General features: G+C 55.2%; 12 protein-coding genes. 9 read left to right on the forward strand and 3 right to left on the reverse strand.

Annotation, left to right across the window (positions count from 1 at the left end):
- Positions 1-80 precede the first annotated feature (80 nt).
- Both JSS75_12545 and JSS75_12550 read left to right on the forward strand, forming a co-directional pair.
- On the forward strand, positions 81-1,607 hold the full coding sequence (locus JSS75_12545) for a T9SS type A sorting domain-containing protein (protein ID MBS1904528.1): 1,527 nt from the start codon (positions 81-83) through the stop codon (positions 1,605-1,607).
- A complete protein-coding gene (locus JSS75_12550; protein MBS1904529.1) occupies positions 1,604-2,062 on the forward strand; it encodes a hypothetical protein in 459 nt (152 codons plus the stop codon). Before JSS75_12545 ends, JSS75_12550 begins: the two co-directional genes overlap by 4 nt.
- On the opposite strand, the gene JSS75_12555 is transcribed toward JSS75_12550, so the two are convergent.
- Entirely contained in the window at positions 2,049-2,915 is an 867-nt protein-coding gene (locus JSS75_12555) for an alpha/beta fold hydrolase (GenBank protein MBS1904530.1), read from the reverse strand. The genes JSS75_12550 and JSS75_12555 overlap by 14 nt on opposite strands.
- A gap of 131 nt (positions 2,916-3,046) precedes the next feature.
- Here JSS75_12555 and JSS75_12560 point away from each other — a divergent pair, with 131 nt between their 5' ends.
- Positions 3,047-4,564, forward strand: a complete 1,518-nt coding sequence (locus JSS75_12560) for a leucyl aminopeptidase (protein MBS1904531.1) — start codon at positions 3,047-3,049, stop codon at positions 4,562-4,564.
- 59 nt (positions 4,565-4,623) lie between these two features.
- Here the strand turns inward: JSS75_12560 and JSS75_12565 are convergent, their stop codons facing one another.
- Both JSS75_12565 and JSS75_12570 read right to left on the reverse strand, forming a co-directional pair.
- The gene (locus tag JSS75_12565) at positions 4,624-6,090 is read right to left on the reverse strand and encodes a WG repeat-containing protein (GenBank protein MBS1904532.1); all 1,467 of its coding nucleotides are present in this window, start codon (positions 6,088-6,090) and stop codon (positions 4,624-4,626) included.
- Positions 6,091-6,092: 2 nt separating this feature from the next.
- A complete protein-coding gene (locus JSS75_12570) occupies positions 6,093-8,201 on the reverse strand; it encodes a WG repeat-containing protein (GenBank protein MBS1904533.1) in 2,109 nt (702 codons plus the stop codon).
- A 93-nt stretch (positions 8,202-8,294) separates the two neighbouring features.
- On the opposite strand from JSS75_12570, the gene msrA reads away from it, so the two are divergent.
- From msrA to JSS75_12600, 6 genes are all read left to right on the forward strand, one after another.
- The gene (gene msrA / locus JSS75_12575) at positions 8,295-8,987 is read left to right on the forward strand and encodes a peptide-methionine (S)-S-oxide reductase MsrA (protein MBS1904534.1); all 693 of its coding nucleotides are present in this window, start codon (positions 8,295-8,297) and stop codon (positions 8,985-8,987) included.
- Between the two features lie 71 nt (positions 8,988-9,058).
- A complete protein-coding gene (locus tag JSS75_12580) occupies positions 9,059-9,571 on the forward strand; it encodes a hypothetical protein (GenBank protein MBS1904535.1) in 513 nt (170 codons plus the stop codon).
- Positions 9,572-9,618: 47 nt separating this feature from the next.
- The gene (locus tag JSS75_12585) at positions 9,619-10,392 is read left to right on the forward strand and encodes a hypothetical protein (GenBank protein ID MBS1904536.1); all 774 of its coding nucleotides are present in this window, start codon (positions 9,619-9,621) and stop codon (positions 10,390-10,392) included.
- Between the two features lie 65 nt (positions 10,393-10,457).
- Positions 10,458-12,485 carry a WD40 repeat domain-containing protein gene (locus JSS75_12590; protein MBS1904537.1) on the forward strand — a complete coding sequence of 676 codons (2,028 nt, stop codon included), beginning with the start codon at positions 10,458-10,460 and terminating at the stop codon, positions 12,483-12,485.
- Positions 12,482-14,605 carry an OmpA family protein gene (locus JSS75_12595; protein ID MBS1904538.1) on the forward strand — a complete coding sequence of 708 codons (2,124 nt, stop codon included), beginning with the start codon at positions 12,482-12,484 and terminating at the stop codon, positions 14,603-14,605. The genes JSS75_12590 and JSS75_12595 overlap by 4 nt, the downstream gene beginning before the upstream one ends.
- A gap of 75 nt (positions 14,606-14,680) precedes the next feature.
- Positions 14,681-16,162 (forward strand): tetratricopeptide repeat protein, encoded by a 1,482-nt coding sequence (locus JSS75_12600; GenBank protein ID MBS1904539.1) that lies wholly within the window; start codon positions 14,681-14,683, stop codon positions 16,160-16,162.
- Positions 16,163-16,178 lie beyond the last annotated feature (16 nt).

Raw genomic sequence — 16,178 nt, forward strand, 5'->3', positions numbered from 1 at the left:
TGATAACTCACGGCAACGACTCATGTTCGCATGGGTACGTAGGTGTGCGTATCTTTAGATATCGCAGAATAGTCATCATCATGAAACAGGTCACATACACCATCTTCGCATTTCTGTCGGTAGCATTTGTTACCGCCTGCTTCGCTCAGTCCCAGGGCAGGAAGGAACTACCGATTATTGCGAATCCCACCATCAACTTCGCCAATGACGCGCGCGCTGTTCCGGTGACGCCACATTCACCGGTGATACTCGATAATTTCAGTCCGTGGAGCAGCGATTACCGCGACTATGGCGTGAACGGCGCAGTGTTCGCGATCGCTTCAATGTCACATACCTACTGGGGCGCCGTCCTGCTTGGAGGTCAGTTCGATAGCGTCGGGGCGGTTGCGGCAACATCCATTGCGAAATACGACCCGAATCGAGATACGGTAGTGGCGTATGCCCCGGGTATCAGTGCTGGTGTGGTAAATACATTGATCTTCGAATCAGACAGCGGGGTGTATGCGGGTGGTAACTTCACATTGGAGGGGATGGCCGAGGCTTCCTCTGTTGCGAAGTGGGACGGACACACCTGGACGTCGATGGCTTCTGCCGCAGGCGGCTCCGTACTCGCTCTTGCACGGTACCACGGACGACTCTATGCCGGTGGTAACTTCACTACAATTGGCGGTGTCACTGCGAACCACATCGCCGTGTGGGATTCGTCGGCTGCATCGTGGAAACCAATACTCGACTCCGGCGTGAACGGCGTGGACGGAGGTGTTGCTGCACTGCTTGCGACGGATGAAGGCCTATATGTCGGAGGCGGATTCGAACATGCGGGCACCGTCGGCGCGAATAAGATCGCGTTACTCTCGCAGAGCAGCAGCACGTCATGGCTCGCACTCGGCTCGGGTCTTAAAGGCACGAACTCGTTCGTGACTGCCATCCAACCATACTACTCCTCCTCCACGTATAGTGTCTGTGGCAACTTCTCCGACGCCGGGGGTGAACCCGCCGGGAATTTCGCGCTGTGGCGCAGTACCGGTAGTTCGTGGGATCCGAATCATCCTCACTTCAATGGGACCACGCACTTTGCCAAAGGAGACGCACAGCTCGGCTATGTCGTAGGTGAATTTACCATGATCGACACGTTCATTTCCCCATATTTTGCCTCGGTTGCCCCACTCTATCCTGTAACGTTGCCAACGCTTGACGGCCCCGCATATGTACTCGCAGGTGATTGGATCTGGCTTTTGTTGCAAGGTTATGGCAATCCTGTGTACATTGGGGGAACATTCACCAACGCAGGCGGCAAACCAAGCCCGAACTTTGTGATCTATTACGGCCCGATGGGAGGTGGCGTTGCGAAATCCGATGCGAGCCGCCAAGAGCTCCGCCTTTTCCCCAATCCCGCATCGACTTCGACACGTGTCTCTCTGCCGCAAGAATGCAAAGAACTCGTCGTTGCCGACGAGTTGGGAAGGATTCGAATGCGGCTCGCAGGTTCTGACGTGCTCCAGACGACCGCGTCGCTCGACGTTCACACTCTCGAACGCGGAAGCTACATCATCGCATGTACAACACCGAACGGGATCTTCCGCTCTACTCTTCTGATTCAACGGTGAGATATATTTCGATCGTTCTGGTTCTCTCAATACTCGCCATCGGCTGCGCTTCGAGCAACACGACGCCGACCGAAGGACGCATTCCGACGAAATGGGAAGGCGAATGGAAATGGATTCGCACCTACGGCGGCATTGCAGGCATGACCTATACGCCCGAAAGGGTTGGGTATACCTGCACACTAAGGATCGATGCAGACGACGCGTTCTCCTCTATTCTTCGTAACGACTCGGTTGTGTGCAACATGCCCTACCCGATCGTCGGAGCTACCGACAGCACGACGAATCTATCCGTCAGACCGGATACTCTGGCCAGAGTCGTGCAACTGGTGCTGCCGAATGTCGTGTTGGCAAACACCTCCTTCGAGATCGGCGTCGGCCGTTCGAACGATACGCTCTTCACCTGGGACCGCAACGTTGCCGACGGTTTCGAATCGTGGTTTGTCAAGCAGCCATGATGCCGAGCGAATGCTGCATAAACGCGATCGTCTCGTCGATCGCTTGTTCGAGTTGAAGTGTCGAACCTCGGTAGGGCTGTTCGGCGCCGAATGTGTGGCCGGTGCGTTCGATGATCGTGAGCTTCACGCTTGGTCCGTATGCTGCAGCGATCTCCTGCGATTCTTTTACCGGCGCCGTGAGGTCCTCACTGCCTGCGATCACGAGTAGCGGTTTCCCCAGTTCGCCGAGATGTGTTGCATGGGCCGGAATATCCAGCCGTTCGGCATGCTGTTCGATGTCATCGAGCAGCGAGACGTTCAAGCGCATGATCTGCCCGGTGCGGGCATTCTCGATTTCGAAGTATCCTTGCTCGCGCCAGATTTGTTTTTGCCGCTCGCTATAGCGGTGGAATGTCGCGACCGGAGCCCAGGCAACGACGGCACGAATATCGCTGGTATCTGCGCCGGAGAGGATCGCTTCCGATGCGCCGCGAGAATGGCCGAAGAGGATGATTCGGTTGCTATCGATCTCGCATGCCTCGATCGGAAGTTCGTCTTTTGCACTGACGATCTCCAGTATGTCTTCGATCTCGTGCAGATCGCGGGTGAACGTATTGCGTGCAAACCGGTCCAGCTCGGAGAATGTGTGCAAATCCTCGCCGACGCCGTTATGCGAGAAGTTGAATCCGACGGCAACGAAGCCTGCCTCGGCAAGGCGTTCGCGCACATACGGAAACGGTCCCCAATCCTTAAACCCTTTGAAGCCGTGCACGAAGAGCACCACCGGTTTGGCTTTGCCTGTCGGACGGTAGCGGATGTCGCAGCGCAACGGCTCGCCGTCGCGACTGCGTAAAATGATTTCTGTGTGGGTCACGCTCATTTTCCGTAATTTTGCATACTAATTTAACCGAAATCAGCGCGTAGTTCCGATGCGGTGTATTCGAGGAGTGTAACATTCCTCAGCCACGAAAGAATACGTTGCACTATCACAAATCCACTCCAACGATGAACATCAATGTTGTAAAGGGTAATTGGGAGACCTTTCAATGCGACGCGGTCGCATTTTTTCAGCCGGAAGATAAGAAATGGCTGGACCAGAGTATGCGCTGGTATCCGAAAGGATCGCAGATGGGACAGACCGCTGCGAATTTGCTTGCCACCGGCGATATGACCGGCAAGAAAGACGAGTTGATCGTGATCTACCCTGCGAAGGGTGAAGCTCGCCCGAAGCGCATGCTCCTCGTCGGCTTGGGTAAGCCCGAGAGCACGACGCTCGAAACCGTACGCCGCTCCGCAGCAAAGGCCGCGAAGAAGACGGTCGCGCTCAAAGGCCGTTCGCTTGCGATGTATCTTCCGAGCGTCAAAGGTGCCAAAGGCGCCGATGTTGCCGCTGCGATGGTCGAAGGTGTGATGCTCGGACTCTACAAGTGGGACAAGTATAAGAAGAAGGACGACAACGGCGTTTCGCTCGATACGCTCACGATCCTTTCGGACGAGACCGAGATCGGCGGATCGAAGCATCCGGAGATCCGCAAGGCCGTCGAGCAGACCGAGACCATCTGCGAGAACGTGATCTTCGCTCGCAACATGGAGAACGAGCCGTCGAACAACAAGTACCCCGAGGTCATGGTCAAGTGGGCGCAAGGTGCGGCCAAGGGCAATGGCATCAAGGTCACCGCATTCGCCGGTGCAGAGCTGAAGAAGCACAAGATGGTCGGCATTCAGGCGGTCGGACAAGGTTCGGCGCGCGACGGACGCTTCATCATCATGGAGTACAAGGGCGCAAAGAACAAGAGCGCAAAGCCGATCGTGTTGGTCGGTAAGGGCATCACGTTCGACACGGGCGGTATCTCGCTCAAGCCGGGTGCCGGCATGGGCGATATGATCAGCGATATGTCGGGCGCCGCAACGGTGATCGCCGTGCTCAAGACGGTCGCCGATCTGAAGCTTCCGGTCAATGTCATCGGTCTCTGCTCCTGCGCCGAGAACATGCCGTCCGGCACGGCAACGCGTCCGGGCGATATCATTACCTACCCGAACGGCGTATCGGCCGAGATCGACAATACCGACGCCGAAGGCCGCCTCGTGCTTGCCGACGCTCTCATCTGGGCGCAGCAGTACGATCCGAAGCACGTCATCGATCTCGCAACGCTCACCGGAGCATGCGTCGTCGCGCTTGGTCACGTCACGACCGGCATGATGGGCAACGACGAGAAGATGAAGTCAACGCTCAAGCGCATCGGCGACAAGGTCTACGAGCGCGTGTGCGAACTGCCGATCTACGACGAGTACGACGAGCTCATCAAGAGCGACGTTGCCGACATCAAGAACGTCGGCGGACGCTGGGGCGGCGCCATCACGGCGGCGATGTTCCTCAAGCGTTTCACGAACTACCCGTGGATCCACCTCGACATCGCCGGCACCGCGCGCGGCGAAGCACAGCTCGACTACATCAACAAAGGCGGCACCGGCGTTTGCGTCCGACTGCTGACCCACATGTTGATGGAAGAAGCCGGGAAGTGAGAATGTAAAATGTAAGATGTAACATGTAAAAGGGCGGCCGAGAGGCTGCCCTTTTTGATTTAGTCGTCGTCCCCTGCTATAAATTCTTCAAACCTATCTCTCCAGAACTGCGCCGGGTTTACAGATCCACCGAATTCATTGCTGTAAATGCAGGTGGGATGACACTCACGGTAGGGATAGCTTGCATCTTCTTTTCCATTGGAAATCGTATAGATATCGCAGCGCACTCGCAGTGTCGTGTTGAAGTAGCCATGCATCACCGGACAGGCAGTGAGATGCATTCTATTCGGAGCGATACGTATTGCGTCGGAAACATCTCCTTCGATGATCTGCTCTATATCTTTCCACTCCCCCGAACTGTCTCTCGCTTGGAGGATAAACAACTCGTCCTTAGAAGGACCCGAGAGTAGTATCGTATCCTTGCTGCGATTCTCTAACGTAACACGTAGTCCCATAAACGACTCTGTGACAGAAGGTCGATAAGCATCCGGTACCGCACCACGAATGGTATCGGAGGCATCAACAATAATTCTTATGCCCGAGAAAGAGCTGCCGGAGCCAGGGTCAATGGGAAACGAGTCTCCGTAGCTCTCTTCGCCAATTCGTCTCAATATCGGGTTAATTGGTTGAGCGTCGACAGTAATCGGTTTATAGTCCGCGATCTCCTTGTATGTAATATCGCGTCCGTTCGCTTGCGCACTTGCAGACTCGTCCCCTCCTTTCAAGTTTACGCTCCCATTTGGATGTGCGTATGCACGTGGATCATCTACCACATGCACATCATGCAGAGCGATATACCTATCAATTTGATCATCGGGGATCGGAAACATGTGCCCGTCTGGGTCAACGTCTGCGGCCGATACTGTAGACTTGACTCTCCCCTTTGCATCGCGTGCCACTTTTATAAAAATGCAAGAAAAGAATCCTTCTTTAAATGGCCCTAATTCCTCGACGCTATCCAAATAGAAACGGATGCGGCCATTTCGATCTACTACTCCTTTTCTCGTAAATTGAGTACGAAAGTCATCACGACCAACAACGGCATACCCGTTGTGAAACTCGTGGATATATTCTACATTCGAGTCTATGAGTGTTTTCCCGCCGCTATCTATCAGATTCCATCTATCCTTCTCAAGTTCAACCCTGCTCCTTCCGAACTCGAAGCTGGAAGCCCGTACGAACGTAAAGCCGAATGCATCGGAGCCATCGCGACGGATGAAATGCCCCCTGCCGTGCTGATAGCCAATTGCGAACCCCTCACTAAATGGCAATGCAAATTCGAATGTAGGTCTGACAACAAACCTCCCGCTCATATCGATATACCCATAGAGCCCTCGCGGCTCGCGGGCGACAGCCAGCCCCTCATGCAACTTCCCCACATTCGCAAATCTCGGCTCGATCACCACCTTCCCTGTCGTGTCGATAAAGCCGATCTTGCCGTGGAGTTTGATGCGAAGCAGGGGCGACTCTTGCGCGAGTGTGGCCCGCGCAAACAGTAGAGCGAGGATAATCAGATACCGCTTCATCATCAATAGACCCCGGGCTCCCGCGGTTCGGTTTCCAGCATTGGATACTCATATACTCCCCAGTTCTTCCTCCGCCAGAATTGTGCGGGATTGATCGAGCCACTGAATTCATTGCTGTGGAGAACGTGAGAACTGCCGTCGCGGTCGTCTATCTGCACGCAGATTCGAAGCTTCGTAGCAAACGATCCGCGATACAATGGCCCCATCAATTCAAACTTCGTGAACGGATGCATTCGAAGATCCAGGTTCTTTTGATAATCGTACCCAGGGCCACCCCCGTCGATCGGCCGCCACACTCCATGTCTGTCGAGCGCCTCCATCCACGGCCGAGGTATCCCTTGGGGTGTGCGTCCCCAGAGGGAAGATAGCCGAAGAGTATCGGCCGTACAATTCGAGAGGGTGATCCGAAGGCGTTTGTCGTCGATGCGGATCGACGAATCCGATCCGTCTGCGGAGGGGAACGCGGAGCGGCAAACTACGGTGTCGCTCGGATCAACGACCAACGCAACGCCCTGACACGACCTGTCAGCGACCGGTTCGGTCTCCGCTTCCGCCGCCTCGTCGTGAAACACGCCAGCGTCGGTGATACTGACCTCCGAGATCGGCAGCGGCTTCACTGCGCTCTGGATCAGTGTGTTTTTCGATGTATCTCGGATTGTGGCGACTATGCGAGCAGGTTCTCGAGCGCATACATGTTCATAATGGGCGTTCTCGACGTAGTCAATATCCGCGGTCTCGTCAGGACGCGTTCGCGGTGCTTCCCCGCTCCAAATAATCGTGCCGTCGTATCGAGCGTAATGTACCCGGCTGCCGAGTTCAACGTAAAGCGCATCCGGAGTACTCAGCTCATCGTCAGGGTCTTGGTCCATGAACGGTTGAGTCTCCTTTCCCGTGGCTAAGTCGAGAATACTTCCGTGGAGTATGCTCTTTGAGGGAAAGACGCTCTCAACGGTTGGATTGTGTGAAACGCACAGGTAGCGCGGATTCGGAGTCCTCCTCAAATAGTCATCGGAGAGTGGTATGACGAACTTGCCGGTCGTATCCAACAACCCGCACCTGCTTGCGCCCCGCCAAGTCGCCACCCCATCAAACACGATCAACGTGCCGTGGTCGAATGCCAACAATGAGACATCGGGCTTCCACAACCTTACCGGGCTTGGCAACTCAGCAACGATTCTCCCTTTGCGATCGATGATCTCATTCACACCATCCGGTCTCATTGCGATGGCATGCCCTTCATGAAATGGCGAGATCACTACATAGCGCTCTTCGCTGAGGACAATGTGCCCTTCCGTATCGATTAGTCCTTTGTAGTCCTCATAACCGTTGTACGGGGAGAGAGGGATGTTCGAGAGTCCTTGAGTAAAGTGCAGAGGCGGGTAGTTCGATCCGCGATCCGCGAGCCTGCGCTTACAGTTGCCCTTGAGATCATAGATTCCTACGTACCCCGAATCCGTATCATTCTTGGCTGGCTCTGCGATTACCATCCAGTTCGGGCCCACATCCTCGAAGTACTGTGTTATCGGGAGTGCGCGAATCACGCGACCATTGCGGTCGATCAGCGACTGCTGCTCATCCTCGGGTGTCGGACCGTTAACGATCGCGATCGTTAGCCCATTTTCAAACGGATGAATCGTATTGTAGATGGTATCCGCAACCAGGCGGCCGGTTCGGTCGATGACACCTTCATGCTTGCCGGTAGTTCTTACAATAGCGCGTCCGTGTTCGAAGGGATTTAGCCATTCGAAAGAACACTCGAAGGGCCTCTGCCCGTCATGCGCGATATATGAGGGCTTGCCATCAACATAGGTGATCCCAAACCCTTCGTGAAACTCCGTCGCAAAATCATAGATCGGTGCGATGACAAATTTCCCCGTCTGGTCGATATAGCCAAACAACCCACCTTCTCGCGCCGGCGCAAGCCCCTCATGAAAGGCCCCCACATTCGCGAACCTCGGCTCGATCACCACCTTCCCCGTCGTGTCGATGAAGCCGATCTTGCCGTGGACCTGGATGCGAAGTAGATCGTTTCCACCATTCGTCCGGGCAGCCGATACCGAAACGAGTAACGTTAGAAACAGAAGCAATGCTATGTTGGGGTACACCTTCATAGTAGAGTCAACACCACAACAACGAACTTGTTTTTCGGCGAATCCAACCGGGGGGTGGTTACGTATATGAGTACAGAACGAAAATACGTCCATATGCAACGCCTATCGAACCAAAGCCTCCTGCTGATCGCAGTGGTCGCCGCAGTGTTTGCCGGAGCATACACCCTTGTCGGTCACAATACCACTTCAATCAAGAACGGTGCCACCCACGCGGGTGTCGTCGAAATTGCCGAGCCTACGCAGCCTTCGGGTCTGCAACACGCCACCTTTGCCATGGGCTGCTTCTGGCACAGCGAAGAGATGTTCCTTGAGCTAAAGGGTGTAACTGACGTAATTCCAGGTTATTGTGGCGGCTCGGAACCGTCGCCTGACTACGAAACCGTTAGCAGCGGGACGACGGGATACGCGGAGTCGGTAAACGTCACGTTCGACCCGACCATCATCACCTACCGCCAACTATTGGAAGTGTTCTTCGCCGAGCACGACCCCACCTCACTGAATCGTCAGGGACCCGACTCCGGTCCGCAATATCGCTCCGCTGTCTTTTATCGTAACGCCGAGCAGAAGAAGCAGATCGATGAATACATTGCTACCCTTACATCCTCACATAAATACAGTTCGCCTATCGTCACGCAAGTGGCGCCGTTTAGAAAATTCTATCGCGCGGAGGAGTATCATCTGCGGTATTTCCGTAATCATCCGGACCACTCGTACATCAGGCATGTTACGTTGCCCGAAATATTATCGTTCCGAAACAGGTTTGCGAACCTGTTACGAAAGGATTAATCTGCTTACGCCGGCCACGTGACAAATGTCTCTGCTGAAACATGTGCATGTGCGGCGCGTACCGAGTTTATATGAATTTCCAGCCTATCTCACCAAGCTCGCTCACTCTCAAGAAATGGATCACGACTCTGATCGTTCTTGGAAGCCTTGTCTGCTTGTTCGGTTCAACACCTGCTTCTGCTCTTGCACACAAGACGCCCGATAGTGTTCGCACCCGAATCAACGACTACACGAATACCCATTACGCAGGCTGGCGCATCAAACGAATTTCTCCGGACCCGATGTGTGACGGCACACCCGCGCTCGAGGTAGTACTTTCACGACACAAGCACGAACCACTTGCACTGATCTTCACACCGCAAGGTATGTTTGTCCAGCTCGAAGAGGATATCCCCTTCCCTTCCGCACCGTCGGTAGTGCAAACTGCCGCCACGTCCAAATACCACAACTACCACATCGCTCGAACTGTTGAGCGGATCACACTGGCCTCGGGCAGCATCCAGTATCTTTTCGACCTTTCCAAGGGCAAACAAACGAAGGAAGCCACGTTTGCTCAGGATGGCTCGATGGTCTGCGAACATTGACCGATCGAACTCTCACACGCTCATTCGATCACCAACCAACGAAGCCTATGTCTGCCAAGCGTAGTCCTTACATACTCTACTGGGCGGCCATCATCGGCGCATGTACGATGGGCGAGACTGCCGGAGACTACTTCTCGTTCGGACTGAACTGGGGCTACGGCTGGACTTCGCTGATCCTCGGCGGCACACTGGCTATTTCGCTGGTAATCGACTCCCGTCTGAGCAAGAGAAGCGAGGTTCGGTACTGGTCGAAGATCGTCATCATGAGCACAGCGGGTACCGCATTCGCCGACTACATCACCCGCACGATGGGCCTTGGGTACGGGTATGGCTCGCTTTTCCTGACGGGGCTGTTTGGCGTTGTCTATGTCGTGCGGCATTTCTATCACGGGAGGCTGCGGCGCGCCGGGGTGGAAATCTTGAACTACACCAAAAGCGATACAGCGACAGGTAGTGTACCCAACACCGACATCTTCTATTGGGCGACGATCATGATCACCAGCACGTTCGGCACTACCATGGGTGATTTCGTAGCTGATGCCCTTGGTCTCGGGTTCGCAGGCGGGTCGATCTTCCTTCTGAGTCTTTTTACCGTGTTGGTGCTGCTCGATTACCGCCGCAGCGCAGCCGGCATGGTCTTTTACTGGCTTGCGCTCGTGGCCGCCAGCACCATCGGCGCGACGAGCGGGGACTTCCTGACTAAACCGGACGGGCTGGACCTTGGGTACACCATCGGCTCGATCATAGTGCTCGGTTTTGCAGTGGTGGTCTTTCTCTTGCGAAAACGCAGCCTGGACTCCTTGCCGGCTACCCCGGTGTGACACCTCTCGGCACTTTCTTGAAGTGCGATTCGGTTACTTGTTGATTCATTCCGAGCCGAATCGCTATGAAGCCACGGATCATTCTGCTGCTACTATGTGCCTGCGTTGCTGGGCGTGCGGATGCACAATTGCGAGTCACCTACCCAAACGGCGGCGAATCGTTCAAAGCCGGTTCAAAGATCACGATCCAGTGGGCAGGCGTGGCCGCCGCCGATGTCGTCACACTCGAATTCTCCAGTGACAACGGAAGCACATGGTCTACCATCACGACTGCTGCCACCGGACTCACGTACACGTGGGTCGGCATTCCCAACTCGCCGAGCACGACCTGTCTGATCCGCGCCAGCCGATCGGTCACAGTCACGCCTGGGACGCTGCTGCTGTTCGGCGGGAACGGCATCATGAATGCGAGCTTCAGTTCGGATGGCAACCAGGTGATCAGCGCCGGCTCCGACGGAAACGTGTATGTGTGGGACTCGCATAGCGCAACATTGACGAGGACCTATCCGACAGAATCCGGAGTCGGCGTGCCGGGTTCTCAGGCGCTGAACTGGTGGGCCGAGTTCAGTCCCGACATGAAGACGTTCGTCACCGCATCGCCGTCAACCGATGTTAAGCCGTTCGGCAACATGATCCGCATCTGGGATGTATCATCAGGATCCAAGCTCAAGGAGTGGCATCTGACCAGCTTGCCAGACAGCTCTCACACGAACGCGATGAGCCGTTTCAGTCCGGATGGCACGCGCATCGCGACCACCGGTCAGGATTCGATTTACGTCTTCGATATCGCTTCCGGTTCGCTTGTCACCCGACTTTCAGGCTTTGCGAGATCGTATGCGTTTGGCTCAGTCTACGGGATCCCGACTTCGCTCGATTGGAAATTCGATGGCACGCAGATCATCGGCGCCGAGGGTATTCGCCAGGATTCGCTGCCAAGCTATGTGATCGCGAACGCTGCGCTCGGCGATACCATTAAGACATTCAAACTCGATACGAAACTGCCGTTCTTCAGCGAGAACAGAATGATCCACTACTCCCCCGATGGGTCGAAGTTCGTTGTTTCGAGCGACGATACTGCGGTGCGTGTCTGGGATATTGCTTCTGGCGCCATCCTCTGGCGTATTCAGCCCGGGCTGCGTGGCTCTGTGGATGCAGTGTTCTCACACGATGGAAAAACCGTCGTCACTGTCGGGTACGATTCCCTCGGTTCGAATTCCTACAACGTCAAACTCTGGGATGCTGCTACAGGCGCGTTCATCCGCTGGGTTGGTTCGGTCGGTTTTGCCAGTAAGACAATCGAATTCAGTCCCGACGACGCCCGGATCCTGGTCTCGGGCAATGCAGCGAATACTATCTTTCAGAACCCGGTCGGCGGCATCGAAAGCGATGTGTCCGATGCACCGTTCACCATCAACCCGAATACCGGTGGCAACGTCGTCGTCTATACTCCTGATCGGGGCGGCCGTGTCAACGATCTCATCGACGTCCCTGTGCTCATCGACGATCCCGGCAGCGCAATTGCAGGCGGGGCGACCCACGTTTCCTTTTCTCTCGCGTTCAATGCCACCATGCTGGGGCCGGTCGGTTCTACACCGGCAGGAAGCGTTGCTGCCGGGACGCGGGTTATGAACTTCAACTTGCCGATCGTCGCGACCGATACGGTATTGACGACACTTCACTTCAAAGTCGCTCTTGGGAATGATTCGCAAACAACAATGGCCGTGATCTCGCCGGCGACAGACGCACCTGCGGTGACAGCGACCAACGCAGACGGAGTCTTCAAGCTGCTCGATCTCTGCTATGCCGCAGGTACCCGACTGCTCAATCCTAATGGGACGGTATCGATGAACGTCGTACAGAACCCGGCGACAGACGATATTGTCGCAGATCTGTCGCTGATCGAAGACGGACGAACAACGCTCACCCTATGCGATCCACTCGGCCGAACTGTTGCAGTCCTGCTCAATGCCGACGTTCGACATGGGACGAGGCGCCTGCGGCTGTCCGGGTCGTCGCTCTCAAGCGGACGTTACTACCTGGTCCTCCAGACTCCGAATAATCAGATCGTAACGCAAGTGGAGGTCCAGCGATGAAGCAACTCCTTCTTCTGTGCATGTTGCTTCTGGCCACATCCTCGTTTGCGCAGGATTCGCTCAGGATGCGCTATGGCTTCGAAGCCGGGTGGGGGGCTAATCTGCATACCGCCGATTTTCGGGCATTGCCCGGAGTACCGAACTGTTGCCCGCAATTCACCAACGGATCGGGTGGCGGGATCCAGGGAGGCGTGTTCGCGGCCTGGCCGTTGTCGAATTCACTTCTCTTCGGAGTCGCAGCATCGTACTGGGATCAGAGTGCAACGCTGACCAATGACCAACCGCTCTATATCATCTCGGACGGTGTCGGGCAGGACGGCGTTGATCGCCATACGGTGAGCGCGACCATCGGTACCGTCGGGCTCGAACCAACACTGTCATGGAATGCAATCGGAAGTCTGATGCTCTCGGTCGGAGTGCGGGCCGGATTTGCTATATCGAAAAACTATTCGCAAGATGAACGTATCGTCCAGCCCGCAGGCACGGGGACGTTCCTTGATTCGCTTGGCAATGACACGCACAGCCAAGTTCGCAATCAGAACGCAGGACAGATCCCCGACGCTGCATCAGTATTGTTCGCTGCAACCGTTGGAGTCGGGTATGAGCTTCCCCTCAATAGCCAACACTCCATCTTCCTTGCGCCGCAAGTATCGTACGCGTTTGCGCTGAACAATCTGACCACCGTTACGTGGAAGCCGAGCGGACTTCGTGCCGGGATCGGGCTGACCTTCTCCCCCGTCCCGGATAGACGGCAGTATGAGTTTGATACGACGATACTCCGAGACACGTCGGTGCGCTACGAACGTACGCTCGCACAAGAGCAACTCTCACTTGTCACGACCGATCACTCGCGATCGGTGACGACGAATGGGAATATAATCTTGACCACGACGGTCCACCGCGAGCACTATCTCTTGCAGATCCCCGATCGACACGATATCACTTGCAGTGCACAGGCGGTGGGACTGGACGAGAATAATGCGGAACATCCGGTCGCAACACTTCGGATCGAAGAATTTCTAACGACGAATGCTCATCCACTCCTTGGGTTCGTCTTCTTCTCGGAAGGCGATAGTGTTCTCCCGACACGCTATCACACGCTCAGACGGGACGAAGCGGCCCACTATGAATTGCGGTCGCTGTTCTCGCTCGATGCGCTCGGAATCCACCACGAGGGATTGAATATCATCGGAAAACGATTGCAGCAATATCCGAATGCACACCTTACGATCCTCGGTTGCAACTCGGACCAGTCGGTTGAATCGCAAAACATTGCATTATCTGCTGCTCGTGCGAAAACAGTGTTCGAATATTTCCGCACGGTTTGGGGCATCTCGGAGAACCGGTTGATCGTGCAACATAGAAATTTGCCCGACCATCCTTCGAACCCTCGAACACCGGACGGACAGGAAGAGAATCGTCGGGTTGAGTTGAGTTGCGATGTCCCTGAGGTACTGGATGTATTCCTCGCGAATGACACCGTTCGGACTCCAAACCCGCCACAACTTCGGATCAAAATGCAATCTTCCTCGTCCGTTGGCGTGGCATCATGGCAACTCGATGTTCTTCAGGGCAACCGGCGACTCCATCATGCCGAGGGCACAGGCGCAGTCCCGGCCTACCATGACTGGGACCTCGAACACGATCAAGCATCGATCCCCCGCTACGGCGAGCCACTGAGAATATTCCTGCGAACTGCCAATACCAAAGGCGACGTTGCGATCGACTCCGCTACTCTCCCAACGGAAGTACTCACTGTGGAGCAAAAGAAGTCTCGCCATGCAGGCGACGTGATCATCGATCGGTACAACCTTGTGCTGTTTGCATTCGGCACGTCGGCGATGACGCCTGCGCAAGAACGAGTGCTCACACTTGTGCGCTCGAAGCTCAAACCGACTTCGGCGATTGCGATCGAAGGCTATACGGACCGGTCAGGATCTGCGCAATCGAATAAGCGGCTGGCGACTGACCGTGCAACCTCCACGTCGACCGGTCTTGGCCGCAGAGATGCGACCGTCAAGGGAATTGGCGAGGATCGTCTATTGTACCCCAACGATACCCCGGAGGGGCGATTCCTATGCCGGACGGTCCAGATCACCGTCCGAACACCGATAGAATAAGCATGAGTGGGTCGAAATTCAACTACGGGAAAAACTGTTGTACCCTGCTCGTAATTCATGACTTCTTTGACCCCTATGAAAAATCGGACTCGCGTAGCGATCGTAGTCGCGGCTCTCGCCCTTTCGATCCAGTACATCGGTTGCGGTGGCGCCGAACTCTCGAGCGCAAAGCTCTATCGCCAGCAGCGCAATTACAATAAAGCGAACGAGCTTTTGCTGCAAGCGCTCAAGAACGACCCGCATAGCGACGAAGGCTGGGCGCTCTACGTCACGAACCTCTATGATCTGAACCAGTACGAGAAGATCGCCAGCGTCATCGACTCGGCGAAGCTCTACGCAATCAAGAATCGCGCGACGGTCGAGAATATCCGCCACGAAACGTGGATTCAACTCTATAATGCCGGACTGAAATCCTACCGCGACAATCCGGACAGCAAAGAGCAGCAACAGTTCGCAATCCAGTATCTCGAAGCGGCAAAGCGTTTGGCACCGGAACAGCCGGAGACGTACGAGTTGCTCGGCGATGTGTATTCGGCTACGTCGGATACCGCTAAGGCAATCTCGACGTACGAGGATGCGCTTGCACAGGTTCGCACGTCGCACGATCAGGGTACGTCACTCGGTCTGACACTTCGCATGTCGCCGGAGTCGGTCGTCAAGGCAATCGGCGGCGATCCGAGCAAGAAGATCATGGAGCCGACCACCGAGACGGATTCTGCGATGATCTATAAATACACCTCGAACGAAGGCTACTTCTATTTCGAGAAGGCCGAGAAAGCCCCGCATAACTGGCAGCTTACCGGCTGGCGCTTCACGCCCTACGATGCGGTTGGGTTGCAGCCAATGCGCATTTCGATCAATACATACCTGAACCTCGCGGGCTATTACTACGCAAAGGGCAATACTCTTCTGGCCGCTGGCAACAAGTCTGGCGCAGAGGATATGTATAATAAAGTGGTGCCGCTCTTGATCTCGGTGCAGCGTCTGGATCCGAGCGACGAGAACGCAACGAACATTATCCCGGACATCTACTCCAAGCTCGATGCGCCTGAGAAGGCAAAGGCAATGTACAAGCGCATGCTCAACGAACATCCGTCGAAGGTGCTGTATGCTGCGTACGGTGCGGTGCTCCTGAAGTCGCAGGACTTCCCCGGCGGCATCGAACAGTACGAGAAGGCACTGAGCATGGACCCCGCATTCGAGAACGCGCTTTATAATCTCGGCGTCGCGTACCAGAACTGGGCAGCCGAAATTCAAAAGAAAGACAAGAAGGCGGACGTGAAGGACAAACTCGAGAAGTCCGTCGGGTATTACGAGCGCGTACATTCGGTCAACCCTAAAGAGTACAACACGCTCTCGAACCTGTACCAATTATACGATGTGCTTGGCAACAAAGATCAGCAGGCGAAGACGCTTTCTGCGCTGGAATCGCTCAAGTCCACCGACGTCGCGAATGATAAATGGTACTGGAATACCATGATGAAGCTCTACGCGACCGCGAAGAAAGCCAAAGAGGCCGACGACGCAATGAAGCATTACGATAGCTTGAACAAATAACCGCGCTGCGCGGCAT

Source organism: Bacteroidota bacterium (genome assembly GCA_018266755.1).
In the GTDB taxonomy this organism is placed as follows: Bacteria; Bacteroidota; Ignavibacteria; order Palsa-1295; family Palsa-1295; genus JAFDZW01.

What these genes read in the sequence shown, in the direction of transcription:
- JSS75_12600 (MBS1904539.1), top strand. Translation starts at nt 14,681, where the DNA reads ATGAAAAATCGGACTCGCGTAGCGATCGTAGTCGCGGCTCTCGCCCTT.
- JSS75_12570 (MBS1904533.1), bottom strand. Translation starts at nt 8,201, where the DNA reads ATGAAGGTGTACCCCAACATAGCATTGCTTCTGTTTCTAACGTTACTC.
- JSS75_12580 (MBS1904535.1), top strand. Translation starts at nt 9,059, where the DNA reads ATGAATTTCCAGCCTATCTCACCAAGCTCGCTCACTCTCAAGAAATGG.
- JSS75_12590 (MBS1904537.1), top strand. Translation starts at nt 10,458, where the DNA reads ATGAAGCCACGGATCATTCTGCTGCTACTATGTGCCTGCGTTGCTGGG.
- msrA (MBS1904534.1), top strand. Translation starts at nt 8,295, where the DNA reads ATGCAACGCCTATCGAACCAAAGCCTCCTGCTGATCGCAGTGGTCGCC.
- JSS75_12585 (MBS1904536.1), top strand. Translation starts at nt 9,619, where the DNA reads ATGTCTGCCAAGCGTAGTCCTTACATACTCTACTGGGCGGCCATCATC.
- JSS75_12595 (MBS1904538.1), top strand. Translation starts at nt 12,482, where the DNA reads ATGAAGCAACTCCTTCTTCTGTGCATGTTGCTTCTGGCCACATCCTCG.
- JSS75_12560 (MBS1904531.1), top strand. Translation starts at nt 3,047, where the DNA reads ATGAACATCAATGTTGTAAAGGGTAATTGGGAGACCTTTCAATGCGAC.
- JSS75_12545 (MBS1904528.1), top strand. Translation starts at nt 81, where the DNA reads ATGAAACAGGTCACATACACCATCTTCGCATTTCTGTCGGTAGCATTT.
- JSS75_12565 (MBS1904532.1), bottom strand. Translation starts at nt 6,090, where the DNA reads ATGAAGCGGTATCTGATTATCCTCGCTCTACTGTTTGCGCGGGCCACA.